Source organism: Erythrobacter sp. THAF29 (assembly GCF_009363635.1).
GTDB lineage: Bacteria > Pseudomonadota > Alphaproteobacteria > Sphingomonadales > Sphingomonadaceae > Erythrobacter.
On the sequence record NZ_CP045392.1, the window covers coordinates 1346145 to 1372412 of the forward strand.

A 26268-nucleotide genomic window follows, 5' to 3' on the forward strand; every position below is an offset into this window, starting at 1 on the left:
GCGCGACCGCTGCGATCCGGATGCCGCAAGAGCAATCCGGAAAGTATCTGGGGCTGGCAGGAGACAATCCGCCAGCCCCATTTTTTGTGGCCTTCAGTCAGCCTCGTTTGGGGAGTTCTTTTCCTCGTCGAGGTCATCGACCGGACGGGCATCCGGTCCTGGCATCACGTGCACTTCCACTGCCTCTTCGGGATCGAGGTAGCGCAGCGCGATCGTCTGCAGGTCTTCGGGCGTGATCGCCTTTATGAGGTCTGGTGCGGCGAACCATCGATCGAACCTCTCAGGTTCGCTTTGTGCGCGGCGGGCCAGTCTCATCCAGCCACCGTTGCTCTTGAGCGCGTTATCGTAGCTTTCGAGCAGCGGTTTTCGCGCGCGTTCGAGCACGTCCTGATCGATTGGCGTCTCGCGCAAATCTTTCACAAGGCCGAGAATAGCCTCACGCACGTTCGATACCTGGTCTGCATCGACCGAGGTAACGATGCCGAATGTTCCGTAATCGTCGTAGATGCGGCTTGTCGAGCTTCCGGCGGAAGGTGAATAGGCCTGACCGAGTTCCTCCCTGATACGGTCGGTCAGCTCAAGTCTCGCAACGCGCGCCAGCAGCCCCAGTCGCAACGATTCTGCAAAGTCGTCGTCATCGGTGGTTGGCCAGACGAAACGGACCTGCGCCTGGTCGGCCTCTCCTTCGTGCTCGATAACGGTGAGCCCGCGCTTCTGAGTGAAAGTGCGTTGGCGTGCGTCTTCTCGCGGAAGGAAGTCGGCTTCGCGCGGGGGCAGGGCTCCGAGTGTGTTCGCCACCGCCGCGATTGCGGCGTCTGGATCGAAGTCGCCCACGATCGCGACTTCGAGCGCACCGTTTTCGAGCCTGTCGCCGATCGCAGCCTTTAGCTTTTCATAGTCGAGCGCGAGATAGGCTTCCTTGGGCTGCAGTGAGAAGCGCGGGTCGTTGTCCGACAGCAGCGCACCCGAAGCCGTTCCGTAAGCGCGACCGGGCGATGAGTTGAGCGTTTCGAAGAAGTTGTCGATCCCCTTGCGATAACGCTCGACGCCTTCGATGCGATACCCCGGATCGGTCAGGATTGCTGCAAGCACCCGCATCTGGAGATCGAGATCGCGCGGCGTCGTGTTGCCGGACATGTTGAAACGGTCAGCGCCGGACCCGAAGGAGTAGATTACGCTACGACCGGCAAGAGCGCTGCGAAGATCGTCGGGCGTATGCTTTCCCAACCCGCCTGAAAGAAGCGAGCTCGCCAGATTCACTTTCAAGGGGTCATCGCGGGTCCGCATGAGATTACCGCCGTCGAGATTGACCGAGACGCTGATTCGGTCTTTTGCGAGATCTGTCTTCTTGAGGTTCAGTCTTACGCCGTTGGCAAAAGTAATCCGCCGAATACCGAGCCGCTCTTCGGTTTCGTCGGCAACGACAACGCCTGGCTCACCGAATTCGGTGTAAGCGAATTCGATCAGCCCGGTTTCTTCCGGCGGAGCGATCGGAAGCGCCATCGCTTCGTCGAAAGCAGCGCGAAGAGCTTCTTCGCCGCCCTCGGGCGAGGAGCGGCCCGAGAACCGAATGAGCGGTGCTTCAAGATCGACAGCATGTGCACGAACAGCCTCAAGGACCGCTCTGGGCGTTATCGAGGGGACGACTTCCTCGAACCGGGCAAGCGAATAGCTGGGCGTGACCGGAATTCGTTCGTTGGCGACAAGATTGAGCGCCCCTCCCATGAAGTAGCCATTGCCGAAAGTCTCATAGCTCGCGACAGCATTTTCACCCGCATTCCGACGGCTGCGGATCTGTTCGTCGATCTCTGCTTCCGTAAAGCCGTAGGTCAACGCTTCGTTCACTTCGCGAACGGCGGCGAGCATGCCCTTGCGCCACTCGCCATCGACGCTGCTGACCGATATCGTCGTGCTCCGCGCGTCCTCGAAGATATTGCCGGTTCCAAACCGGGCACCGCGAAACGGAGCGTCGGCCTCGCGGGCGAGCCGCGAAAGGCGACGATTGATGATCGCGTAGCCGATGCCGCGCAGCACGCGCTTTTCGCGATTTTCCATCGTGTCGGGTTCGTCGATCCACGGACCCTGGCGGGAAATCGTCACACTTTCAGACAGGGGATCGTCGATATAGATGTCGGTGAGCCCCTGGCGCGTTACGTCCACTGGCCCTGTCTCGGGTTCGACCGGAGCTGGCGCGGCCTCCCAGTCGGAGAATTTCGCGCGCACCGCCGCTTCCATCACCTCGACCGGGAAATCGCCGACAATCACAAGCACCGTATTCACGGGGGTATAGGTGCGTTCGTAGAGCGCGCGCAGTTGCTCGGCTGTTGCCGCTTCGAGCGTTTCGATCGTGCCGATCGGCAGGCGCTCGGTGAAGCGCGCGCCGGGCGTCGAGAATTCGAAGCCGTCTTCGCGCGCCCGCTGGCCGAAGCCGGCACGGTCGCGGCGTTCCGCCAGAATGACCCCACGTTCGCGCTCGACCGCCTCGGGATCGATCGTAAGCTCGCTTGCAGTCTCGCGCATCAGCATCAGCGCTGTGTCGAGCAGGTCATCATCATTACGCGGCAGGTTGAGTTTGTAGGTGATCGCGGAAAAACCGGTGGAAGCATTGGTATCCGCGCCGAAGGCCAGCCCCTCGCGCTCGAGCAATTTGACCATCTCGCCCTCGGGAATGCCTTTGGAGCCATTGAAGGCCATGTGCTCGAGATAGTGTGACAAACCGCGTTCGGCATCCGTCTCGTCGAGCGATCCGGAATCGATCCGCATTCGAACGAGCGCAGTTCCCTCCGGCGTGCCGTTCTCGCGCAGTATGTAGCGCATGCCGTTGTCAAGCTTGCCGAAAACGTAGCCCGGATCGACCTCGATATCGCTTTTCTCGAATGCCCAGTCCGGTTCCGCTTCGGTTGCCGATCCTGTCGCAGGCGGATTTTCCTGCGCGGCAAGCGCAGTGGTCAAAGCTATGTTCGGCAAAGCGAGGACGAGCCCCGCGGCAATCACGCGCGTGGTGAATTTCATGTATTAAGACAAACCCTTTTCATCCCGTGTGCAGCGCAGCTTAGCGGATGAAAAGACTATGTCAGCCCGAAAGTTCGCGGGGTCGTGCCCGCGTTGCCCTACTTTTTCGGCGGGGGGCCACCGCGTAGGCGCGAGCGGTGGCTGGAGAGGTCGAGAACTTCGCCGGGGCCATTGTCCTCGTCCTGGAGCAAGCCAAGCCGCCGTGCGACTTCGCGATACGCGTCTTCTTCGCCGCCGAGATCGCGGCGGAAGCGGTCCTTGTCGAGCTTTTCGCCCGATTTCATGTCCCACAACCGGCAGCCATCGGGGCTGATTTCATCGGCGAGGATCACCCGGCTATAGTCGCCATCGTAAAGCCGCCCGAATTCGAGCTTGAAATCGACGAGGCGGATGTCGATGCCTGCGAACATTCCGCACATGAAATCGTTGATACGGATCGCCATCGAAGAAATGTCGTGCATCTCCTCGTGGCTCGCCCAGTTGAAGCAGGCAATGTGCTCTTCCGCGATTAGCGGATCGCCCAGCGCATCGTCCTTGTAATAATACTCGATCAGCGTGTGCGGCAGCGGCTCGCCTTCCTCGATACCCAGACGCTTGCTGATCGAACCGGCAGCAACGTTACGCACCACGACCTCGATTGGGATGATCTCGACCTGGCGAACGAGTTGTTCGCGCATATTGAGACGGCGGATGAAATGCGTCGGGATGCCAATATGCGAGAGGCGTGTGAAGACGTGTTCGCTGATGCGATTGTTGATCACGCCCTTGCCGTTGATCGTGCCTTTTTTCTCGGCATTGAAGGCGGTGGCGTCATCCTTGAAATACTGGATGATGGTGCCGGGTTCGGGACCCTCGTAGAGGATCTTGGCCTTGCCTTCGTAGATCTGGCGACGTCGGGACATGGTGCTCAATTTCCCTTGTTCAGCGAATGGTGCCCGGGGGCGGAATCGAACCACCGACACGCGGATTTTCAATCCGCTGCTCTACCCCTGAGCTACCCGGGCATTCGCTGCGGCGTCGGTTTGGCTTCGAATGTTCAAACCGGCGAGCAAATGAGAGCGGGCCTATGGCGTGCTGGCGCGCGCTTGGCAAGAGGGAATTCAGGAGATTCCTACTCCTGCTTGTCCCAATCCGCCGTCGCGATCTCTTCTGGGCTCGCCGGACGACCCGGGACGGAATAGCCGTCGCCAAACCATTGCGCGAGATCGCGGTCCTTGCACCGCGCAGAACAGAATGGCGCAAATTCCTTGGAGCGCGGTTTCTTGCAGATCGGACACGGTTTGGCAGACTTTGTCATTGCTCGACGATTTGGGCCTGAGAGGCTTCCAGTGCAAGGCCGGGATCGGTTTCGATCCGCAGTTCCTTGCCTGTACGGCGTGCGAGTTCGTCCAGCCATTCGGGTTTCAGCTTTGCCTTAAGCGCGGGGTGGATGGACAGGAGCATCACGCGCCCTGATCCCGCGGCCATCTCGGCTGCTCGCAACGCCATGCGAGCACACATGCCGGTGCGCGAAGCCGCGAAACGCTGCAGGAGAGATGGTCCTTCCAAGCGGGCGACGAGCTGGACGAAGCCGAACCCGTTCATCGCGGTGCGTTCATGCGGCCAACCGGCCAGCGCTTCAGCGAGTGCTTCGTCGATGGCCTTGCGATCGGCTTTCGCTTCGATTGTCGGAAAGTCGATCCCGATATTGCCGCCTAGGTCGAACCATTGGAGAGCGCGGGCGATGGCGGGAATGGCGGCACGAGACAATTCGCGCGGATTACCGTCACCATCGACGTCGATCACGGCCATGGCGGGCGTGACGCTGACAAGGATTTCACCACTGGGAAATTCGATGCTTCCCGAGGAAGCTGCACTCCAGACCTCTTCCCAGGTTCCGGCGGGAAATTGCCGCACTTGCCTGCCTTTTGGGCGGCAGGAAACTGCCGATCCGTTGCCTGCCTCTTTTTCCGGCACGTACCTTCCCTGCGCGCGCTTGAGCCTCCTGCGTTCCGCGATCGGTGCTCGCGAAATAAGCAAGTTGACCAAAGCTCCCTCGGAAATATTCGGTGGGAGGTGATCAACCAGCACCTCGGTCCCGGTATCGAGCGTCGCCAAACCACGCCTTTGTCCAGCAGGTTTGGATGTAAGCCTCGCGCTAACAACTCGGCCAGCGCTCAATTCGCCCGGCCAATACAGCTTAGCAGCAATCGGCTGGTCATCCTCGATCAGCAGAGCGCGGGTTTCACCGATGCCCTCTTCGATCAGCCATTCAGCCAATGGGAAATCCCGCCGATTTGAGCAGCGCACGTGTTTCGTACAGCGGCAATCCCATCACGCCCGAGTGGCTACCCCTGATCCACCGGATCAAGCCTTCTGCCGCGCCCTGAATAGCGTAACCGCCGGCCTTTCCGCGCCATTCGTCTCCGGCGATGTACGCGTCAACCTCTTCGCGCGAGAGCGATTTGAAGCGAACGATGTTTTCACTGAGGCGGGTCTTGATGGTCCCGTCGGGCGCACGCAAGACAACGCTGGAGAGCACATCGTGCCGCCGGCCCGATAGCAGATTGAGGCACTCGCGGGCCTCGTCGGCGGTTGCGGTTTTGGGAAGGATACGTCGCCCAGCGGCGACGACCGTGTCTCCTGCGAGCACAAAGCCCGGCGCATCGATGGCTTTCGCTTTTTCCACGCCCATGCGCAGCGCGTAGTCGCGCGGTCGCTCGGACTTGAGCGGCGTTTCGTCGATATCGGCAGGCGAAACCGCATCCGGCGCGATACCAAGCCGTGCGAGCAGGTCGCGCCTTCTGGGACTGGCCGATGCGAGGGTGAGGTGGAGTGTATCCAACCTTCTTGCGCGTTACTGCGGGCCGGGGCCCTGACCGGGTCCACCGCGGCCGGGCATGAAGCGATAAGTGATCCGCGCTTTGGTAAGATCGTAGGGCGTTAGCTCGCACAGGACCTCATCGCCGACCAGCACGCGGATCCGGTTTTTGCGCATCTTGCCCGCGGTGTGGCCGAGAACTTCGTGACCGTTTTCGAGCTCGACCCGGAACATCGCATTGGGCAGCAGCTCGACGACGCGCCCGCGCATTTCGAGGAGTTCTTCCTTGGCCATGTAGTTCCTTCGTCAGTGTGGTGGCGCAAATTTGCGCCCTAAAACAAGCCGCTCATCGGCTCGCGGCGGTCATTTAGCGATGCCGGGGGCAAAATGGAAGCCTTCTGCGATAGTGACGCCATGCGCCTGGAGTGGGAGCCGCCGCGTCCTGTTCAGGTCCCGTTTCGTATCTCGCAGTGCAAATCGATACAATTCAGGCGCTTGCGCGCTCCCACACAATGCTCAAAAGGGGCATGGATGAACCTCTCCCCGTCTATCCGCTCTGTTATGCGAACAGGTGTCTGTGCGTCTGCGCTCTTATATGGCGTTGTCGCTGTGCCGTTGGCAGCCGCCCAGCAACAAGAGGAAAACGAAGGCGAGACGACTAACGAGCCACCCTCGGCCGAATTGCAGCCGGAGCGTGGCGAGATCATCGTACGCGCGGAGCGGCTGAAAGGTCAGCTCGATGTCGATGTGCCTCCGCTTTTGGAGCTGAATGAAGAGGACATCGCGGCCGAGGGCGTCACTTCGATCGCCGATCTAGTCACCCAGATCAGCAACCAGACCGGCTCTTCGCGCGGTCGCGGCGGCGGACGCCCGGTGATCCTCATCAATGGCATCCGGGTCGGCTCTTTCCGCGAGTTTTTCCAATATCCACCAGAGGCGCTCGCGCGGGTCGAAGTGTTTCCCGAGGAAGTCGCCCAGCGATTCGGCTTCTCGCCTGACCAGAGGGTAGTAAACCTCATCCTCAAGGAGAATTTTTCCAGCCGCGAAGTCGAGGTCGAATTCGAGGGACCCTCGCGCGGGGGTTATCTCGTGAACGAACAGGAATTGGGTTACCTCCAGATCAAGGACGGCGGGCGGCTGAATTTCAATTTCGAAGCAAACGACACGACGCTTATGACCGAGGCGAGGCGCGGGATAGTCCAGACGCCGGGATCGGTATCGGATGTGGCAGGCGATCCAGACCAGGCCGAGTTCCGCAGCCTGATAAACGATACTCGCGCGCTTGAAGCATCGGTCAGCTGGGCGAAGGCATTCCTGGAAAGCGGCACTTCGGTTTCCGCCAACATCAATTACGACCGCAACGACCGGCTGGGGCTCTCAGGCCTCAACACGGTAACGCTTACCAATCCTGCCGGGGACAGCGCCTTGCGTACATTCGGCGAGAATACACCGCTCGAATCGCGCACCGCAACAGACGCGTTTTCGGGATCAGGCTCCCTTAGCAAGTCGGTAAACGGCTTTCGGCTGACTAGCACCGCCAACGCTTCGCACAGTGAAAGCGAAACGCAGATCGACCGGCGCTTCGACACCAGCGCGCTCGAAGCCGATGCGGCTGCTGGCATGATCGCTATCGATGCGCCGCTTCCCAGCAGCGCTGAAAATGGCTTCGACGTTGCGAATACGAGGAGCATTGCCGCTTCAACGCTTACAACGCTGCGCGGCCCGCTGGCGCAATTGCCAGGGGGCGAACTGATCGCGACTTTCGATGTCGGTGCGAACTGGACCCGCATCGAAAGCGCGGACACACGCAGCTTGGAGGAAGTGAAACTGACGCGTCGGCAATTCTCGACCGGCGCGAACCTGGTCATTCCCATTACCAGCCGTCGCAACGGGTTCGCCGATGCGCTGGGTAGCTTCACTCTTACGGCGCAGGCAGGGTTGGAGGATCTCTCCGATTTCGGACTGCTCGGTGATTACAATATTGCGCTCAACTGGGCGCCGACCGACAGGCTCAACTTCAGCGCGAATTACATTGTGCGGGATGTCGCTCCATCGCTCCCCGCTCTGGGCAATCCCGAGGTCACGATATTCAATACGCCGGTTTTCGATTTTTCGACTGGCGAAACCGTACTGGCGAACGTCACCACGGGCGGCAATCCCGATTTGTTGGCAGAGACCCAGCGCGACTGGCGTTTCTCGGCGAACTGGCAACTGCCCTTTATCGACAACACGCGTTTCACCGTGGAGTACGTGATTAACAATTCGGACGACGTGACCCGCGCGTTTCCGACTGTCACTCCCGAGATCGAAGCGGCTTTTCCCGGGCGAGTGACCCGCGATACCGATGGCAGGCTGGTGGCGCTCGACCGGCGTTTCGTGACTTTTGCCGAGACAAGTTTCAAACGGCTGCAGTTCAACCTCTTCACGCGTGGCAGCTTCGGCATGCCTCAGAGAGAGACCGCGCAACGCGGGGAAGAGCGCGGTCGCGGCGGCCCGCCATCGGGTGGTCGTTCGCGCGGGGGTGGCGGTCCACCGGCAGCGGGAGGACCTCCCACAGCCCAGCAGCGCGAACAATTCCGAATCTTTCGCCAGCGCCTCTGTGCGGAGGACGGCCTCGAATTCATGCAGAGGATCATTGCGCGGGTCGAGGCGGGCGAGGATGTTTCGGATGAGACTCCCGGCTTCGACCCCCAACGCTTCGAGCGCATTCTCTCGCGCGTGCGCAATGAGGATGGGACGATCGATCCAGAGCGTCTTGCCGCTTTTCGCGAGCGCTTTTGCGCGATGGACCCGGCAATGTTTCGCGGGCGCGGAGGGCAGCAGGCCGGAGGCGATGACGCAAGCGCACCCAACGGCCAGAATGCGGGAGGCGGCATGCGCGCGGCATTCGCGACCTTGCGTGAGCGGATTTGCGGCGAGAATGGTCCGGAGCAGCTCGCACGGATCGTGACCGCGATCGAGAACGGCGAGGATACCTCCGAGCTCGTGCCCGGAATGGACCCGCAATTCCTCAAGATGATGTTGGACCGAGCGCGCAGTAAAGATGGCACGATTCCGCCTGAGGCGCTTGAGCAATTCCGCGAACGGGTCTGCTCACGCCAGGGCGGATCTGGCGGACAGCGCGGCGCGGGTGGCCCATTCGGTGGCGGCAATCCGTTTGCTCAGGGCCGCCGGCAGGGTTGGCGCTACTTTGTCAGCCTAAATCACACCATCAATCTGGAATCCGAGACGGTCGTTGCACCCGGGCTTGCACCACTAGACGAACTGGCGGGCGATGCGCTCAATCCTTTCGGCCTGTCGCGCCACAATTCCCGGCTCGAAGCCGGGCTCTTCGGCGGTGGGATCGGGTTCCGCCTTTCAGGGCAATATAACGGCAAGGCGCGATTGAACGGATCAGGGCTTCCCGGAAGCAGCGACCTTTTCATCGGTGATCTCGTCCGCTTTGACTTGCGCGCATTTTCCAACGTCGGTGACCTGTTCAAGAAGGATGACGGGTTTCTCAAGAACCTCCGCGTCAGCCTTCGGTTCGACAATGTCTTCGACGCGCGCCGCAAGGTAGTGGACGAGAACGGTGAGACGCCGATCACCTATCAGCCGTTTTTGATCGATCCGACTGGAAGGTTTGTCGGGATCGATATCAGGAAGTTGTTCTAGGAGCGCGCGCGTCAGTTAAGGCTGGGCCGGGGGAAGAGCAGCCGCTGGTGCGGTTTGGCCTCGAATGGCATCCACTCACCTTCTGCCTGGGCCAGCCGGTCTGCGAGTGCGATCATCACGCTGGGGTTGACGCCCAGCCCGCAATGGCTGGCATAAACCTCGATATTCTCGGTCGGATGTTCGTCATGCGCATTGTGCGGGTGCTGCACGCTGCCGCGCCAATGCACCACACCATCGGTCTTGGTGAAGATCGAGGTCGTGGGCACCGGCGGTGCGATATTCAGCCCGGTAAACTGCCCGTCGCGCAGCTTTTCCGGTGTATCGCCGTTAAAGAACTTGAAGAGACGCGCCGCATTCGTGTGGTTGCGATCGTCCGAAATCGGACTGCCGAGGCTCACAACGAGACGGATCAGCTCGGGATTGAGCTTGGCAATCTCACGCGCGAGCACGCCGCCCAGGCTCCAGCCGATCAGCGAAATCTTGCCGCCTCTCTCGTCATATAGGCGTTCCAATTGGGCTTCGAGCCGCGATATGAGTGCCTCGTTGACCAGCACGTTGCGCCCTGAATCCCAGCCATGCGCATCGTAGCCCAGGCGCGTTAGCAGTCGCCTCATGGGAGCAGTCGAGTTGTTCGTGGCCATAAAGCCGGGAAGCACGACGACAGAGTGTCCGTCGCCCTTTGGCAGCTGCGAGAGAAGCGGGCGCATGGCCATGAAGGCGCCGAATTCGAAGAAGGCGCGACCTTCCGTGAGCGTCCAGAACCGGTTGGGTGGAACCGCCGCGGGCAGTTCGCGTCCATCCGCATGTGCACTGGGTGCCATGCTTGCCATCAGTTCTTCTCCTTTGATTTGCGACCGATTTTTGTCGTTGGTTTCCGTTTGGCCGGCGCTTTTCTCGCGGCCGTCTTTCGTGTTGGGGTTTTCCGGTTAGTGGCCTTGCGCGGCGCGGATCTCTTGGTCGCGGGCTTGGTGCCCGCCGCTTTTGCCGCAGTCAGCATTTCGTCGAAGCTGTCTTGCAAGCACTGCGAATAGAATTCGGGGTCGGGCATGATGTCGCGGCAGGCAGTGAAGCTGAGATAGGCCTCATCGACATAGGACTGCACAACGTGGGCGAGGCCAAGCCCGTCGGTGAGGCAAATCAGCGAAAGCGCCATGCTTTCAAGCCGCGCGCCCGATGAATAGATGTGCACCGGCGGCCCCGGCACGTTGGTCACCACCGTGTTGAACGGCATCGCAAGCTTGTGCGCGATGCTGACCCGGCTGAACAGCTGCGCGCCCAGCGCCATATAGAGCAGCGGGTTGACCTTGCTCACCTCGGTCATACGGCGCGCGCCGATGGCGTTGGTCATCGCTTTGGAATTGCTCGTCTGATTAAAGACGTATTCCAGTCGTTCTTTGGGGTCGGCGATGTGCGTGCCGAGCGGCGCGATCATAGCAGCGACCTGGTTGCCCATATCGCCCTTCTCGTCCTTCGCGCGGACCGAGATCGGCGCCATCGCGGTCATGGTGGACTTGGGCAGGTCACCCTTTTCGGTGAGGTATTTGTGAAGCGCGCCGCCGATGATCGCGATGGCCACGTCGTTGACCTTCGCTTCGGGCAGCAGGGCGCGGATGCTCTTCATCTCATCGAGTGAAAACGTGCGCCCTTCCACTACGCGGTGCGGCGAGATCGTCCGATTGAAGCGCGTGCGCGGCGGAACCATGTCGGTGCTGAGTTTGAAGTCGCGGGTGATCAGCCCCTTGATCGCGCTTGCCACCCCGGGAATCGCCTGAGCTGCGACCTGCGCCTGCTTCATCGGGTTCAGGATAGCGTTGAAATAGGACTTGCCGAGCAATTCGACAGGGCCGGGCACTTTCTCGGGCTTCCAGGTATCGGGCTCTTTGGGCGGAGACGTGTCAGGCGTGACTGTATGGAGTGCTTCCATCAGATCGATCCCGCTCATGCCATCGATAGCGGCATGGTGAACCTTTGTAACGAAAGCGAAGCAGCCTTTCGGGTAGTTGCGGACGTTATCGAGACCTTCGACCACCGTGAATTCCCATGGGGGTCGATTGAGGTCGAGCGGACGTGCATGAATCCGCGCTGCCTGAATGCACAATTGCCGCCAATCGCCGGGCTTCGGCAACGCCACGTGGCGGACATGGTATTCGAGATCGAAATCCGGGTCTTCGATCCAGTACGGGTAGTCGAGGTCGAAAGGCACGCGCACCAGTCGCTGGCGCATAGTGCGGGAAAGCTGCATGCGGCTTTCGATGAATGAGAGAATGTCTTTGAAACGAACGAAACCGCCGGGCGCCGTTGCCGGATTGTAGATAAGCACGCTGCCGATATGCATCGGCGAATTTGGCGATTCCAACGCGACGAACGAGGAATCCATGCCTTGCAGTTGGCGCAAGCGGATTCTCCTGCAAACATCCCCTAAATGGCCCGTTTTCGGGCTCTGCATTACGGAATTAGGGAGGTTTCCGTGCGGTGACAACCTCACGCGCGCGTGAACGATTGCCGCTACGTAACTCGTGCGCGCAATAAAATTACGCGGAAAGCGCTTCTGCGCAGGCGACTCCGCTCGCCCAGGCCCATTGGAAATTGTACCCGCCAAGCCATCCTGTGACATCCACCGCCTCTCCGATGGCGTAGAGGCCGGGGACTTTCTCGGCCTCCATCGTGCGGCTGGAGAGCTCTGCGGTCGATATACCGCCAATCGTGACCTCTGCCTTGGCGAAGCCTTCCGTGCCGGTGGGAGCGAAGCGCCAGTCGGCCAATCGCGCGCCAGCCGTTCTAAGCGCCTTGTCGGGCACGTTCCCAAGCTCGCGGTCTATCCCCAGCTTTTCGGCCAGCGCGTCTGCGAGGCGATCCGGCAGGTGCTCGCGAAGCGCGCTGCGGACGGTCGCGCGGGGCTTGTCACGCTTCAGATCGAGCAGCCAGTCGGCGTCGGCTTGCGGCAGGAAGGTGATGCCGATCTCCTCGCCGTGCCGCCAGTAGGACGAGATCTGCAGGATCGAGGGGCCAGACAGCCCCTTGTGCGTGAAGAGCGCAGCTTCGTCGAAGCTTGTCTTGCCAGTGCGCGCAACCACAGGCGCTGATACGCCTGAAAGCTCGCGAAAGAGGACGTCCTCGCCACCCAAGGTAAGTGGGACGAGGGCGGGGCGCGGCTCAACCACTTTCAATCCAAACTGCCGGGCCAAATCGTACGCAAAGCCCGTCGCACCCATTTTCGGGATCGAGGGGCCGCCGGTTGCGATCACTAGGTTTGGAGCGATGTAGACCTCACCGCTCGCCATGACGGCGAAGCGCCCCACATCGCGCTCGACCGCGGTCACTTCCGCATTGCAGATCACTTCCACCAGATCGTCGGGACACTCATCGAGCAGCATCTGAACGATCTGCTTCGCCGACCCGTCGCAGAAGAGCTGGCCGACGGTCTTTTCATGCCAGGCGATGCCATGTTTTTCGACAAGGTCGATTAAATCCTGCGGCGTGTACCGTGCGAGCGCAGACTTCGCGAAATGCGGATTGGCGGACAGGTAATTCTCAGGTCCTGCTTCGATATTGGTGAAGTTGCACCGCCCACCACCCGATATCAGGATCTTTTTGCCCGGCTTCTCCGCCTTTTCGAGCACCGCGACCTTCAGCCCACGCTGGCCTGCCCGCGCGGCGCACATGAGGCCGGCGGCGCCAGCGCCAAGGACAATGGCATCATAGGGTTTTGCGGTGCTGGGCATTGCGCGGCGATAGTCGGCGCCCTTGTGCTTGCCAATCGTCCACCCGGTAAAAAAGGGCGGAGCGGAACCGGGATGGGGCATTTTTCCGGTATCCGCCCCGCCATGCGACGGTGGTTGGTTAGGGCTGTGCCACCGTCACAAGCTTGCCGAGCGTGTTCCATTCCTCTCGCGGCGACCAGTTGCGGTTGGCGCCGAGATAGGAATGCACGTCGAGCTCAAGCAGTCCGATAATGACCTCGGCCACGATCGTTGCACCGACCGGGCCGAGGCCTTCCCCTTTCTTTGCGGTCCCGTTGGGCTGGGAGCGGCCGATTACCTCGGCCTCTGCGAGGATGTAGAGCCACAGGGGAATGCCCTCCTCCCCGAATTCCTTGTTCACCATGTTCGCCTTGGCGATGACCTTGTCGATGTCGCTCTGTTCCACTCCGATCGCCGCCGCGACCTTTTCGCCCGCCGGGAGCAGGAAGGCGTTGCCGCGCAGCAAATTGCGGGTCGCGAGCGATTTCTCGGCTGCGGGTGCCGCTGGGTCGATAAAGGGGAGGTTGAGCAGGTCCTTCGCCAGCTTCGTGTCGAGCTTCTGCGTACGTTCGACCTGGCGGTTCTCGGGTGTGAACAGGAGCTCATGCCAGTCGACGACGGCCTTGGGATCGGTCAGGGCCTCAAACCCCTTGCCCAGCACAGGGCCGAACAGTGCATGCCGCTTGCCCCCTTTTTTCACCTGCACCTTCATCGGGATCATCGAGTGGCCGAAGCGATATGCCGCAACCGAGAATTCGACCGGTATGAATGGCACGTGGCTGCAATAGAAATGCCGCCCACAACCAAGGATGCGCTCGACCACCGGCCCGCCGCACATGTCGGTGAGAAAATCGTTCACCACCGCCCACTGGTAATGCCAGGTCGTTTGCATGCGAGAGGCCTCGTAGAGATCGTGCTCCTCCAGACCCTCTTCGTCATGGATCGTCTGGGCGACATGGTTGTGGAAACGGATGATCGCGAGCTGGATCTGGCTGATCACGCGGTTTTCATCATTGCGCGGATCTCCGATGATTGCGCGGCCATTGGGGGAGCGCAGCAGGTCGTCGTCGCGCAGGCCCGCCTGTCCCGGATTATCCGCGCCGGTCAGCAACTTCACCCCGCCGAACGGTCCGCCCTGCTCGTACAGGTAGGGCTGCGCTTCGGGGCCGAGGCCGTAGATGCAGTCGAGATCGAGCGTCGGCGTGCGGACATTCGCAATTTCACCGGGATCGTCGACGACGGTGTCGAACGTTGACGATGCGTCGAGCGTGATGTCGTGATCGACGAACTGGCCGAAAAAGACCATCCCGACGGGCACGCTCATCGTGCGTCCCTTGTCGGTTTTGTCTTCCATCTTGCCGCCGACCTTGCCGGCCTCGATCAGGATATCCGGGCGTGTGTAATTCGGCGGAATATCGCCAAACATGCGCCCGAACCGGTCATCGCGTTGTTCGATGCCGTATTCGCTGCGCACGCAAAAGGGTCTGAGGCCCTCAAGCGGCTTCATCCCATGGTGTTCGTTAATACTCACGATGTTGCCTCCTTTTAGTCAAGTTAGGCAACCCGTTATTTTTATTTATGATTTGAAGTTTACAGTTCGACTCGCAAATACATGAACAGGAATCGCCCTATTGTGCATTTTTAGGGGTGAACGCCTCTATTATTTTGATTTGCCGAAGCTTTCGTATTTTGTGGGCCGACGACGCGGCGCGCTTCCATCTCGCCTCGCCGCACCCTATTTGTGGCGCATGGCTAATACCCCGGCTGGCAGTCCCCATGATCCGCGCGGGGCCGAGCGCTTCAACGAGGAGCGTGCGGCCTACACCGTCGCGCGCGCGCAGCCGAACCTCGAAGCGGGCGTGAAAGCGATCCGCCAGGTTGTGAAGACGCTGAAACCGATCCCGGGTGTTTACCGGATGCTCGATGCGCGCGGAGATGTGCTGTATGTCGGCAAGGCCCGGAGCCTGAAGGCGCGGGTCGCGAATTACACCCAGATCAATGGCCTGTCCGGCCGTCTGCAGCGGATGGTCGCGCAGACCCGCTCGATGGAAATCGTCACCACCAATTCCGAGGCCGAGGCGCTGTTGCTCGAAGCGCAGCTCATCAAGCGATTCCGGCCCCCGTTCAACGTGCTGCTGCGCGATGACAAGAGCTTTCCCTTCATCTTGCTCCGGGCCGACCACGCTTTCCCGCGCATCCACAAGCATCGCGGAGCGCGCCGGGCGAAGGGCAATTATTACGGCCCGTTCGCGAGCGCAGGCAGCGTCAATACGACGCTCAATGCATTGCAAAAGCTTTTCCTGCTAAGGAGCTGCACCGATAGTTTCTTCAACAATCGCGACCGGCCTTGCCTGCTCTACCAGATCAAAAGGTGCTCGGCCCCGTGTGTCGGGCGCATCAGCGAAGAGGAATATGACAACCTCGTCCGTCAGGCCAAGGAATTCCTCGCGGGCAAGTCCTCGCAAGTGCAGGCCGATCTGGAAAAGCAGATGGCAAAGGCCGCCGAAGATCTCGATTTTGAGACCGCCGCGATCCTTCGCGACCGGTTGCGCGCGGCTACCTTCATACAGGGCTCGCAGGCGATCAATGCAAGCGGGGTAGGCGACGCAGACGTCTTCGCGCTCGCAGCCAAGGGCGGGCACATGGGTGTGCAAGCATTCTTCATTCGCGGCGGACAGAACTGGGGGCACCGCGCCTTCTTCCCGAGCCACACCAAGGATGTGGACGATGCACAGGTGCTCGCCGATGTCATCCTGCAATTCTACGAGGAAGTGCCGCCCCCGCCGACCGTGCTTGTCGACCGCGAGTTGCCCGAAAGCGAGCTGATCGAGGCGGCGCTTTCGGAACTGACCGATCGCAAGGTAAAGCTCTCGATCCCGCAGCGGGGCGACCGGCGAAAGCTGATGCAGCAGGCGACCCGCAACGCCGTGGAGGCGCTCGAGCGGCGTCTCGCCGAGACCGGGACCAAGGCGAAGATCAATCGCGAACTGGCCGAATTCCTCGAACTCGACGCACCACCGCAGCGGATCGAGGTCTATGACAACAGCCATATCCAAGGCGCGAAGGCCGTGGGCGCGATGATCGTCGCCAGCCCCGAAGGCTTTGAAAAATCGCAATATCGCAAGTTCAATATCAAGTCCGCGAAGACCAATGACGATTTCGGCATGATGCGCGAGGTCATGGAACGCCGCTTCACCCGCGCGATGAAGGACGATCCCGACCGCGAACGAGAGGGCGTCTGGCCAGATCTCGTGCTGGTCGATGGCGGCAAGGGCCAGATGTCGAGCGTGCAGGAGGTGCTGGGCGAACTCGGCATCGACGATGTGCCGGTGATCGCCATCGCCAAGGGGCCGCATCACGGGCGCGAGGGGCGCGAGGTTTTCCATTTCCCCGATGGCCGTGAAAAGACGTTGCCGACCAACTCGCCGCTGCTCTTCCACCTCCAGAACCTGCGCGACGAAGTGCACCGATACGTCATCGGAGCGCACCGTGCGAAGCGCTCCAAGGCGATCACCGCCTCGCCGCTCGACGAAATTCCCGGCATCGGTCCGGCGAGAAAGCGAGCGCTGCTGCTGCATTTCGGCACTGCGAGCAAGGTCCGCGCGGCAGCGCTTGAAGACCTGCAACGCGCACCCGGCGTCAGCGACAAAGTCGCTCGCCAGATTTACGATTTTTACCACGCAGGAGGGTAGGGACTAGCGCGCGCCTTCCTTGCCCTGCTGGTCGATCGAGGCTCGTGTGCCTTCGCCATCGATCAAAGTCGGCATGGAATAAGGCAAATCGAGCCTGAGGCTTGTCCCGCCGCCGTTTGACGTTACTTCCATCTCGGCTCCAAGACTGCCGACAATCGATTTGACCAGCCTCGCGCCAAGGTTCCCGTTATGGGGCCAGTTGCTGTCTCCCAAACCCTTGCCGTCATCGGCGATGGTCAGCCGGATGCGCTCGGCGCCGCCGGATTTGAGGCGCATTTCGATCAGGCCTTCACCGCGATCCTCGAAAGCGTGCTGGAATACGTGCGACAGCACTTCAGACACAATCAGTCCGACGTTGGCCGCATCGCTGGCACGCATCGGGACAGTATCGGTATCGATATTGAGGCGAATCCCAGCGCGCCCGTCGAGAGCTCCGATAGTCGAGGCTACACGGCTGCAATAGGCGCCTGCAGACACGACGTCATAGCGGCTTCCGGCGGGCACGTTGTCGTGCGTGAATTCATCGTAGAGGAGGCTGAGCGCCTCAACCCGGCGGGCGAGAACGTCGAACCCCCGAGCCGGATCGTTTGCATCGAACGTGCGGCTTTCCAGACGGATCAGCGAAACCACCATCGCAAGATGGTTCTTCACCCTATGCTGGGTTTCGCGGAGAATATCTGTCGCATCGCTTGCCGGGACGCCCTTGGCCTCATTTCTTTCACCAAGCTCCGCCTGCACACCCATGAATGCGAACAATTCGCCATCGCCGTCGAAGATCGGCGCGATCATCAAACGGTTCATAAAGGGCTCGCCATTGGCGCGGTAGATTCGGATATCGACCGAAATCGATTCTCGCCTGGATATCGCCTCGGCAATCTGCCGCGCTGCGGGCTGATCCTTGTCATCGCCCTGCAGAAAGCGGCAGTTCTGTCCGACTGCGGCGGCTGCGCTATATCCGGTTACGATCTCGAACGCGCGATTGACGTATACCACGGGGCAATCGTCTTGATGCGGATCGCTGATAACCAGTGAAAGCGGCAGTTTAGTAAGCAAGTCGCGCGCGGGGCCATCCTTCCCAAGGAAAGACTTATCCGACTGAACCGATCCCATGGTCCGTCTCCTTTGATTTCAGATGCAGGGTGAAGCGCTGACCCACCGCGTACAAACCGAAAGGTTTAGATCGGCTGTGGCCTATCGGTGCAGCGGAGTGCCCGCCGTATCAAATGATATGCAGGGGATGAGCTGCCGGTCAGCCGGGCCGCTGCGCTGCCGATCCATCGGACCTCAGCAAGGTTGTCGATTCGTCGACGGTATTGCCTACGCCTCTGCTGTTGAGCCTATTGCGCACCGCGCTGCGAGATCTAAGGTCGGCAAAGGCAAAGGCGGTGTCTCCCGTTGCCTGAAAACTCTCTGGATAGCGCTCCCGAAGCGCGTCGAATGAATCACCGATGACTGTACTACCCGACAGCCGGAGATGAAATTTGCCCTGGTCCTCGCCGCCTGTTCCGATCTTGAATGTGTAGTCGGGGTGAAGGGGTAGATCGCAATCTTCAAGCAACAAGGATGGCGCGCTTGTCGGCTTGCCGACAACGATAGCGAGATCGCGGGTGAAATCCTTCACGTCTATTCGCGGCGAAAAGAATGTTACCTTGCGATAGGCATGATCGGCACTGCCCGTCCGCAGTGTTGAAAGGTTGTGCTTGTTCTTGCGGAGAGGGCTGAAAATGACCACTCCGCCGCCATCGAGCGACGCAGGACTTTCGGTAATCATCGCGGTCTCGACTTCGACAAAATCGACCTCGCATGACACTTTGATGCCTTCGCGAACGACAGGCCGCCCAGATTTTGCGTCAAGCGTGATGCCCGAACCGCAATTGCGCACCCGAAAGTTTGTGAACCCTTCTTGTTCGGTCTCACTCACTTCAATCCGTTGGGCGATGGTATCACTGCTGGCGCTCGAATGCCCGTAAAGCGCGTGCGTGAAGCCCTCGATATCGAGACCTCGAATATCCGGAATTTGCGACGGACGGTTGCGAGCGCTGAAGAGATGCAATCCGCCTCCTGCAGCGCGTCCTTCAGCGTGTCCGAACATCCCTGGGCGCGGCAATCCACGGGCGCGAAATCCGTCGACATTGCAGGTCCCGACCCAGGCATGGGTACCCGCGCCAAACACCTCGATCCGTCTCAAGGTGGGGATCGCGTCACGAGTGGGGTCCGAACCGGTGGTGTCCTTGCCATGCGCATCGCCCAACCGGACATCCTGCAACAGTTCGGAAGCCCAGACATACGCATTGGTATGCGACAGCGTGACCAGCTCTTGCCCTGTCGGATCCGACAAATCCGACAGCCTTACATATAGGTCGAATTGCGTTGCGGCGTTTGGATCATCGCGTATGTCTGCCACTGGCGACCCCGCGACATTAAGCGCGAACAAGTCCCCTCCGAGCGAGGCCATTGATGCCAGATTCTCGCCTATGGTCGGTTGCCCGACCACCCATTGAAATTCCCTGTCTCCGAAACGGACGAAGGGATATGTCGTTGCCGAGTTGGAAATGCCGGAACCGCCGGGAAGGTGGGGGCGGGGCAGCGTGATCGACGTCCGGTAGATATTGTCTGCATGCAGGGTAAAGACATGCCCGGCGAGAGATTGGCCGGCTGAAATCGTGGCCGGCAATACGGAGTCGCCGTAACCAACGACGCTCTGAGTGATCGTTTCGGGAAGTGCGCTGACGAATGAGCGGAAATGGGTTTGGCCACGCGTCAGGCCGATGACGTCTTGTTCCGCGGCTACGCTTCGTGCGCGTTCAAGAGTGCGGAACGGCGCTTCCAGCGTGCCCGGCGCTGCGTCGTCGCCATTCACCGCGTCGACATGCCAATCGATCTCGATCCCGACGTCGAAAGGCGCGGCAGGAGCAACCGCTACTTGTTGCTCGTAGGTCGGGCGAGTGGGGATCCGCGCCGCCCGTGCAAAGGGTTGCGGCGGCAGGGGATTCCCGCCGGAGGGAGGCGGAGGCGAAGAGCCGGAGCCCGATCCCCCACATCCGGTTGCCATTAGTGCGCCTGCGCCCGCAATCGCTTGCAGAACCGTTCGGCGTGACGTCTTTTCGTTGAAAATATCCATGATCGACCGCAGCAGCAACAATGGCTCAACTGCGGTGAGCGGTCCAGACTAATATTTTGGTTTTCCAGCGCTTTGGAAGGTTGCAGCGCGAAGAGCAACGCGTGCGAGCAATGAAAAGCAGCGTGCCCGGACCGCGAAAGCGACCCGGGCACGAATTTCCGTTTTCGGAAAGAGTTCGCACTTAACGCGGATAGGTCCAGGTCGATCCGCGCGCGAGGTTCTCGCTGGCGAAGGCCCAGTTGATTTTCGATCCGACAACCGCATCGAGATAGGCCGGACGCTTGTTCTGGTGATCGAGATAGTAAGCATGTTCCCACACGTCGATCGTGAGCAGAGGGTTCACACCGTCCTGATCGGCCAGCGTGTCGCCGTCATGGGTTTCCTCGATGGTGAGTTCGCCGCCTTTTTCGGCAAGCCAGACCCAGCCGCTGGCGAAGTGGCCGGCGCCACGTTCTTTAAGTTTGTCCTTGAGCGCATCGACCGATCCGAAGGCGCTTTCGATCTTGGCCTTCAGTTCATCGGAGGGAGCGGTTTCTTCTCCCGCCATCGAGTGCCAGTAGAAACCGTGATTCCAGCTCTGAGCCGAGTTGTTGAAGAGGCCCTGATTGCTGCCGCGTGCGGCGCCGATGATCTCTTCGAGCGACTTGTCGGCGTGATCGGTGCCTTCGATCGCATCGTTGGTCTTGCCGATATAGGCCTGGTGGTGTTTGCCATGGTGGTAGGACAGCGTCTCGGCGGAGACTGCCGGGGCAAGCGCGGTGTCGGCGTAGGGCAGGTCGATGAGTTTGAAAGCCATGAGTTTTCCCTCTTTGTGTTCGTAATTCGTATCTCGGGGTATCAACGCGTCGCCCCGATAATGGTTGCAAGGTCGCGTGAAAAGACCGCGCGCTAGGTTGCCTGCAATTTCTGCCGGAACTGCCTGTCGGCTTTCAGTTGTGAATGCTCAACCCACGTCGAGTGCACGCCGCTCGATATCTTGTGAGGCAGGGCGAGGCGGCAAATCGGACCCTTCGCAATATCCGCAGCATCAAGGATCGCGCACTCGGACGTGCCGGAGTTTTCGTCGATCAGGAAAGTGACCAGATAGCCCTCATCTTCCGCCCGAGCGCCCTTGCGCGGAATCATCGGGCTTTCGCTTGCATAGACACCTTCGGGCAACTCATAGACCTGCTCCTCCCCGGTCTCGATGTCGTGTCTTACATAGCCGTTGAACAGGAACCAGCCGGGTCTGGTCGTGGTCGACCAGACATAGCGGTTTTTCGTCATCAGGTAGTCGGGATTGATCATGCCGAATTCGACGACCCTGTTGGACAGCCGCTCTTCCTTCGTTTCGCCGGTCGCGAGGTTGAACCGCCAGCGATGGAGCCGCGACTGGAAGGAATGCTCGTCGACATAAGCCATCATGTGACTGTATTCGCCCGCTTCCTCGATCGGGTCGGGCATCGGCTTGTCCTGGTAATATCCTTCGAGCACGACCTCGTCTCCTTCCGGCCCGGAAACTTCGTACGCGTTTGTCCAATGGAGAACGTAGGTCGGCGATGCCTCAAACCAGCGAATGTCTTCGGGTTGCCCATGGCGCGGGATCAGCGCAAAACGGGTCGGCAAACCTTCGTGCAGCCGCGCTGCATGAATGTCGCGCTTCAGAAGCCCTTCATCCCAGAAAAGCGGCATGTCGTTGAGGATCGACCAATTCTTGGTGATCGCCATGTCGTGCGGAAGTCGTGGGCCAGGCAGGGGAATAGGCACGTAGTGGACAAGCTTTCCGGCGCGGTCGACCACGCCGTAATGCATGAAAGGCGCGTGCTTCGAATAGTTGAAGAACATCAGCTCGCCTGTATCCTCGTCCACCTTGGGATGAGCGGAAATGCCGTCGATCGGCCCCCATGGCGCCTTGCCAAGGTTTTCGAGCGTCACCGGATCGAGCATCCACGCCTCACCGCATTGGTAGAGCGTTGCAAGCGCGGTCCCTGCATGGACGATGATGTCGGTGCTTCCAGTGTCCTTAAGGCTGCCATGCGCTCCGAATCCCGGACGTTTTGACAGGGCGGGCGGGTCCATCAGGCCGCCCCACAGCGCTTCGCCCGCGATCTGCTCCTCCAGAAAGCAATGGGTGCGCACGAAGCGGTTACGATAGCTGGCCTTGCCGCCCGAAATATTGACCTGGTGAACCATTGCGTCGCCATCAAACGGGTGATGCCGCCCCAGTGGCTGGTGCACGGGGTTCTCGGTATTCCTCAAGTAGATGCCATCGATGTCGGCGGGCACTTCGCCCTCGATCACTTCGAGCTCCTCGACATCGACCTCTTCGTGAAGCGGCGTCCAAGGCCCCGAAAGATACGGGTGGTTCGACGGTTTCAGCGTGGTCTTGACCGGCGGGTGTCGGGTGATCTGCATAAACCTCTCCTGATCACAGCCTAACCCAGCCCAACGCGCTCGCAAAGCGGGCAATCGTCGTAGAAATTGATCTCGATCAATGCAGCCGTGTTAGTCTGCGGGCATTCTGGCGAAGTCAGAAAGGGAGAAGCCCCATGAAATCGATCCTCGTTCACGCCAATGAAGACAGCTGCATGGAAGCCCGCATGCAGGTCGCGCTCGACATTGCCCGGGTAACCGGCGCGCATCTCACGTTTCTTCAATCCGTCAGCTACGAGGTGTTCGCACCCGGCGACTTCTACGGCTCTGCGATGGCGGCCGCGCTTCCGCTGATCAAGGAAGCCGCCGAGGATTTTCGCGCCAAGACCGAAGCCGACCTCGCGAATGAGGATGCGAATTGGGAGTGGAAGTTCCTTTATGGCATGGCGGAAGACCGCCTGCTCGAACAGTCGGCGCTGAACGATCTCATCATTCTGGGGCCCAATGATGTTGGCGAGGACGGGCAACATCGTGCATCCGACATGGCTGGCGAACTGGCCCTCAAGGCGCCCGCTCCGGTCCTCGTGGTTCCGTCCGATGCGAAGCGGCTGGATGTCCGTGCTCCGATGATGGTTGCGTGGAACGGATCATCGGAAGCCGCTGTCGCGATGCGTGCCGCCGTCCCTTTGCTGGCGATGGCCAGCGACGTTTTCATCACCTGCGTCGGCGAAGAGAAGGAGCGGCAACGCTTCGATTTCCCTCCTGACGAGGCAGCCGAATATCTCAGCCGCTATGGGATCCGCCCGGAGGTACTCGAAATCCCGCGCGGCGATGCAAAGGTGTCCGACACGTTGTTTTCAGCCGCCGAAGCGCGCGGGTGTTCGATGATGGTTATGGGTGCCTACGGCCATTCGCGGCTTGCCGAACGTTTGCTGGGTGGTGTGACCCGGCGCTCTCTCACCGACCCACACATGCCGATCTTCCTCTGGCACTAGTCGAGAATGATATGCGGGAGGAAGCGGGCGAGGTCCCTTGTGATCGGGCTCGCATCCTCCCGGATCGACATTCCGGCGGGATCCTCACCGACGACCCAACTGCCGATCACCGCGTGATTGTCGCCATGCCGTGCAATCGGCGCGTATGCCTGGACGATCGCGCCTTCGTCGCCATAGCCTTCCTCCGGTCCCCTATGGCGCTGATGTCCGTCAAACAGTTCGATATCCGCGCCTTCGCGGCTGAAAAATGGCTTTGTGACGTGCGGCTGCGCTTCGAGAGCCTTCGCCGCCTCGGTTCCAGCCACATATGCCGGGAGGAGGTTGCGGTGGCCCGGATGACGTTCCCAAAGCAGCGGGAGCATCGCCTTGTTCGACAGGATCGCTTTCCACGCAGGCTCGACGAAGGTGGTGTTCGACTTTGCCACCTGCTCCGCGAATTCCTCGCGCATCATGTCTTCCCACGGATAGAGCTTGAAGATCGCGCCGATCTGGAAGCCCTCCTGGTCAACGAACTGGCCGTTCTCGTCGATCCCCACATCGTCGATACCGACGAAACGTGTCTCGAGCCCCGCCTGCCCGGCAACATCCTCGAAATACAGCACTGTGGCCCGGTCTTCGATGTGGTCCTCGACGGCGGAGAAATGGACGAGGCTGCCTGCCGTGAACATCTGGCCGAACCGTTCGACGAGCGCTTCGTGCAGGCGATTGAACTGATCGGCCTCTGGCGGCAGCTCGCCCGACGCGATCATGTCCTCGAGCCAGCGCCACTGGAAGAAGGCGGTTTCATAGACGCTCGTCGGCGTGTCGGCGTTGAATTCGAGCAACTTGGCGGGGCCATTGCCATCATAGGCGAAGTCGAACCGGCCATAGAGCGAGGCATCGCCGCTGCGCCATGAGTGGGCGATTACGTCCCACATCGCGCGCGGGATCGCGAGCCGCTCCATGAGTTCCTGGGAACTGCATGCATCGTCAACGAGGCCGAGGCACATTGCGTAAAGCTCGGTCGTCGGGTCTTCGATCTCGTCCTCGATTTCGCGCAAGGTGAACTGCCAGCATGCGCGTTCGTCCCAGTAGATCTCACCATCGACGTGGTGGAAGATGAACCCGTTGGTTTCGGCGACCGCCTGCCAATCTGGCCGTTCTTTCACGGACTTACGCAGCATAATTCCCTCTTTCCCCTCACAAAAAGTGCCGCGTCCACCTTGTGATAACCATTTGTCTCTAAGCCAAGCTGGATATCCGTATCGACGGGGGAAAGTTTGATGCAAAAACCGGTTTCGCAAAAGCGTTCGAAGCGTTCGTCCAAGGTCGCACTCACCACGATGGCGGTCGTAGGTGGGGGCGCAATGCTCTCGGCTTGCGGCGGCGAGCCTGTCGCCCCGTCGGCCAAGGCCGCAAAGGGCGAGCAGGTCGAGGTTGAAGTCTACGAAAACGTCTTCGCCTGCGCCAAGATCACCGGAAAAACGCGTGAAGAATGCGAAACCATGCGTGAGGAAGCTATCGCGCAGGCGGAACAGGATGCGCCGCGCTTTGCCGCTATCCAGGACTGCGAGGCCGAATACGGCGCTGGCAAATGCGTCGAGAACGGCTTTGGCGAAACCGTGGGCGAGGGCGAAGAGCAACAGCAGGTCCGCAGCGGCCGCGGACACTATTCGCCGTTTGTCGTTGCCTGGTTCTCCAGCAGTAACAAGAACGCACCGCTCTTCAACAGCAAGAGTGGCGGGTACCAGACCGCCAACGGTTCGCGCCTCAGCTATGCTGGCGGTCCCGGTAAATATGTCGCCTCGAACCGGGCGTTCGAGCGCCGCAAGTCGGTTCCCAAAGTGAAGCCTGCATCGCGCCTCGCGGCCAAAGGCGGTTTTGGCGGTCGCAACGGCTCATGGAACCTGAAGGATCGTAGCGGCGGCTCGAAATCGACCGGCGGCAGCAGCAAAAGCAGCTCGCGCAGCAAGGGCGGCTAACAGCCCTCGCTATCAGGCGGAAGGAGTTGCCTTCCGCCGGCGCATCATTCCCTCCTGCGCCACGCTCGCCACGAGTTCGCCTGCGCGGTTGAATATTCTTCCGCGATTGAAGCCGCGCCCGCTGCCGGACCACGGCGAATCGGTAGCATAGAGTAGCCATTCGTCGGCGCGGGCCTCGCGATGGAACCAGATAGCGTGGTCCAGGCTTGCGCCCACGAGTTCGCCGCGCATCCATGAAAGACCATGCGGCAGCGCGCTCGTTCCCAGCAGGGTGTAGTCGCTGGCATAGGTGATGATTGCGCGATGGAGCGCGGGATCGTCAGGCAGGGGAGCGGCGGTCTTGAACCAGCTGTGAGCACGCGGTTCGCGCGGCTCGTTGTTCATCCAGTGCAGCTTGTCGAGCGTTCGCATCTCTATCGGGCGAGGGCGGAGCATCAGCTTTCGCTGCACTTCGGATAGCTTGTCACCCATCTTGTCCGCCATCTGGTGGCGCATCTCCATATCGGATTGGAGCGTTTCCGGGTCTGCGACCTCTGGCACCGGGGCATCATCGTGCCCAAGCCCGTCTTCCTGCACCTGGAAACTGGCAGTCAGGTTCAGGATCGGTGTCGCGGTCCCGTCCTCGTTCTCCTGTGCGGCCACAACGCGGCGGTTGGCGAAGCTGCGTCCGTCGAAATCGCGCTCGATCCGGTATTCGATCGGGAGCCCTTCTTTGCCGCCGCGCAGGAAATAGGCGTGGAGCGAATGGGCGGTCTTTCCGTCCGTGACGCTAGCTTGTGCGGCCTGCAGGGCCTGCGCCAGGACCTGCCCGCCGAACACACGGCCGATGCCGCCTTTCTGCGGCGGGCCAGCATAAATGTCGGCAGCGCGTTTTTCGACCGTCAGGAGGCGCAACAGCCCCTCGACGAGGCGCTGGGGTGAAGGGGTATCGCTCATGCCTC

20 protein-coding genes and 1 tRNA gene are annotated in these 26268 nt (G+C 60.6%); 4 read left to right on the forward strand and 17 right to left on the reverse strand.

Annotated features, from left to right (window positions below):
• Positions 1-93: 93 nt before the first annotated feature.
• The 7 genes from FIU90_RS06540 to infA all read right to left on the reverse strand — a co-directional run bounded on the left by FIU90_RS06540 (position 94) and on the right by infA (position 6106).
• The gene (locus FIU90_RS06540) at positions 94-3012 is read right to left on the reverse strand and encodes a pitrilysin family protein (RefSeq protein ID WP_152434053.1); all 2919 of its coding nucleotides are present in this window, start codon (positions 3010-3012) and stop codon (positions 94-96) included.
• Between the two features lie 98 nt (positions 3013-3110).
• The gene (purC, locus tag FIU90_RS06545) at positions 3111-3914 is read right to left on the reverse strand and encodes a phosphoribosylaminoimidazolesuccinocarboxamide synthase (protein WP_152434054.1); all 804 of its coding nucleotides are present in this window, start codon (positions 3912-3914) and stop codon (positions 3111-3113) included.
• A gap of 27 nt (positions 3915-3941) precedes the next feature.
• Positions 3942-4016, reverse strand: a tRNA-Phe gene (locus FIU90_RS06550).
• Between the two features lie 107 nt (positions 4017-4123).
• Positions 4124-4309 (reverse strand): DNA gyrase inhibitor YacG, encoded by a 186-nt coding sequence (locus tag FIU90_RS06555; RefSeq protein ID WP_152434055.1) that lies wholly within the window; start codon positions 4307-4309, stop codon positions 4124-4126.
• The gene (locus FIU90_RS06560; protein WP_152434056.1) at positions 4306-5271 is read right to left on the reverse strand and encodes a ribonuclease; all 966 of its coding nucleotides are present in this window, start codon (positions 5269-5271) and stop codon (positions 4306-4308) included. Before FIU90_RS06560 ends, FIU90_RS06555 begins: the two co-directional genes overlap by 4 nt.
• Positions 5264-5836, reverse strand: coding sequence for a nucleoside triphosphate pyrophosphatase (locus FIU90_RS06565; protein ID WP_152434057.1), 573 nt, complete (start codon positions 5834-5836; stop codon positions 5264-5266). The genes FIU90_RS06560 and FIU90_RS06565 overlap by 8 nt, the downstream gene beginning before the upstream one ends.
• 12 nt (positions 5837-5848) lie before the next feature.
• Positions 5849-6106 (reverse strand): translation initiation factor IF-1, encoded by a 258-nt coding sequence (infA, locus tag FIU90_RS06570; RefSeq protein WP_006833527.1) that lies wholly within the window; start codon positions 6104-6106, stop codon positions 5849-5851.
• 315 nt (positions 6107-6421) lie between these two features.
• Here infA and FIU90_RS06575 point away from each other — a divergent pair, with 315 nt between their 5' ends.
• Positions 6422-9466, forward strand: a complete 3045-nt coding sequence (locus FIU90_RS06575) for a hypothetical protein (protein WP_152434058.1) — start codon at positions 6422-6424, stop codon at positions 9464-9466.
• 11 nt (positions 9467-9477) lie between these two features.
• Here the strand turns inward: FIU90_RS06575 and FIU90_RS06580 are convergent, their stop codons facing one another.
• The 4 genes from FIU90_RS06580 to FIU90_RS06595 all read right to left on the reverse strand — a co-directional run bounded on the left by FIU90_RS06580 (position 9478) and on the right by FIU90_RS06595 (position 14737).
• Positions 9478-10296, reverse strand: coding sequence for a triacylglycerol lipase (locus FIU90_RS06580; RefSeq protein WP_152434059.1), 819 nt, complete (start codon positions 10294-10296; stop codon positions 9478-9480).
• The gene (locus FIU90_RS06585) at positions 10296-11861 is read right to left on the reverse strand and encodes a wax ester/triacylglycerol synthase family O-acyltransferase (protein ID WP_234029656.1); all 1566 of its coding nucleotides are present in this window, start codon (positions 11859-11861) and stop codon (positions 10296-10298) included. The genes FIU90_RS06580 and FIU90_RS06585 overlap by 1 nt, the downstream gene beginning before the upstream one ends.
• A gap of 136 nt (positions 11862-11997) precedes the next feature.
• Complete coding sequence (locus FIU90_RS06590; RefSeq protein WP_152435733.1) at positions 11998-13188, reverse strand: NAD(P)/FAD-dependent oxidoreductase; 1191 nt, start codon at positions 13186-13188, stop codon at positions 11998-12000.
• 118 nt (positions 13189-13306) lie between these two features.
• On the reverse strand, positions 13307-14737 hold the full coding sequence (locus tag FIU90_RS06595; RefSeq protein ID WP_234029657.1) for a heme peroxidase family protein: 1431 nt from the start codon (positions 14735-14737) through the stop codon (positions 13307-13309).
• Positions 14738-14954: 217 nt separating this feature from the next.
• On the opposite strand from FIU90_RS06595, the gene uvrC reads away from it, so the two are divergent.
• Entirely contained in the window at positions 14955-16898 is a 1944-nt protein-coding gene (gene uvrC / locus FIU90_RS06600) for an excinuclease ABC subunit UvrC (RefSeq protein ID WP_152434060.1), read from the forward strand.
• A gap of 3 nt (positions 16899-16901) precedes the next feature.
• On the opposite strand, the gene FIU90_RS06605 is transcribed toward uvrC, so the two are convergent.
• From FIU90_RS06605 to FIU90_RS06620, 4 genes are all read right to left on the reverse strand, one after another.
• Positions 16902-18008, reverse strand: a complete 1107-nt coding sequence (locus tag FIU90_RS06605; protein WP_152434061.1) for a PAS domain-containing protein — start codon at positions 18006-18008, stop codon at positions 16902-16904.
• A gap of 139 nt (positions 18009-18147) precedes the next feature.
• The gene (locus tag FIU90_RS06610; protein WP_152434062.1) at positions 18148-20019 is read right to left on the reverse strand and encodes a hypothetical protein; all 1872 of its coding nucleotides are present in this window, start codon (positions 20017-20019) and stop codon (positions 18148-18150) included.
• Between the two features lie 181 nt (positions 20020-20200).
• Positions 20201-20815: a superoxide dismutase gene (locus tag FIU90_RS06615; protein ID WP_152434063.1), complete on the reverse strand. Its 615-nt coding sequence runs from the start codon at positions 20813-20815 to the stop codon at positions 20201-20203.
• A gap of 92 nt (positions 20816-20907) precedes the next feature.
• Positions 20908-22413: a carotenoid oxygenase family protein gene (locus tag FIU90_RS06620; RefSeq protein WP_152434064.1), complete on the reverse strand. Its 1506-nt coding sequence runs from the start codon at positions 22411-22413 to the stop codon at positions 20908-20910.
• A gap of 134 nt (positions 22414-22547) precedes the next feature.
• Here FIU90_RS06620 and FIU90_RS06625 point away from each other — a divergent pair, with 134 nt between their 5' ends.
• Entirely contained in the window at positions 22548-23366 is an 819-nt protein-coding gene (locus FIU90_RS06625; protein ID WP_152434065.1) for a universal stress protein, read from the forward strand.
• Here the strand turns inward: FIU90_RS06625 and FIU90_RS06630 are convergent.
• Positions 23363-24529, reverse strand: a complete 1167-nt coding sequence (locus FIU90_RS06630) for a glutathionylspermidine synthase family protein (protein WP_152434066.1) — start codon at positions 24527-24529, stop codon at positions 23363-23365. The two genes, FIU90_RS06625 and FIU90_RS06630, sit on opposite strands and share 4 nt — an antisense overlap.
• A gap of 99 nt (positions 24530-24628) precedes the next feature.
• Between FIU90_RS06630 and FIU90_RS06635 the strand changes: the two genes are divergently transcribed.
• On the forward strand, positions 24629-25327 hold the full coding sequence (locus FIU90_RS06635; RefSeq protein ID WP_152434067.1) for a DUF1190 domain-containing protein: 699 nt from the start codon (positions 24629-24631) through the stop codon (positions 25325-25327).
• A gap of 12 nt (positions 25328-25339) precedes the next feature.
• On the opposite strand, the gene FIU90_RS06640 is transcribed toward FIU90_RS06635, so the two are convergent.
• Positions 25340-26263: an acyl-CoA thioesterase II gene (locus FIU90_RS06640; RefSeq protein ID WP_152434068.1), complete on the reverse strand. Its 924-nt coding sequence runs from the start codon at positions 26261-26263 to the stop codon at positions 25340-25342.
• Positions 26264-26268 lie beyond the last annotated feature (5 nt).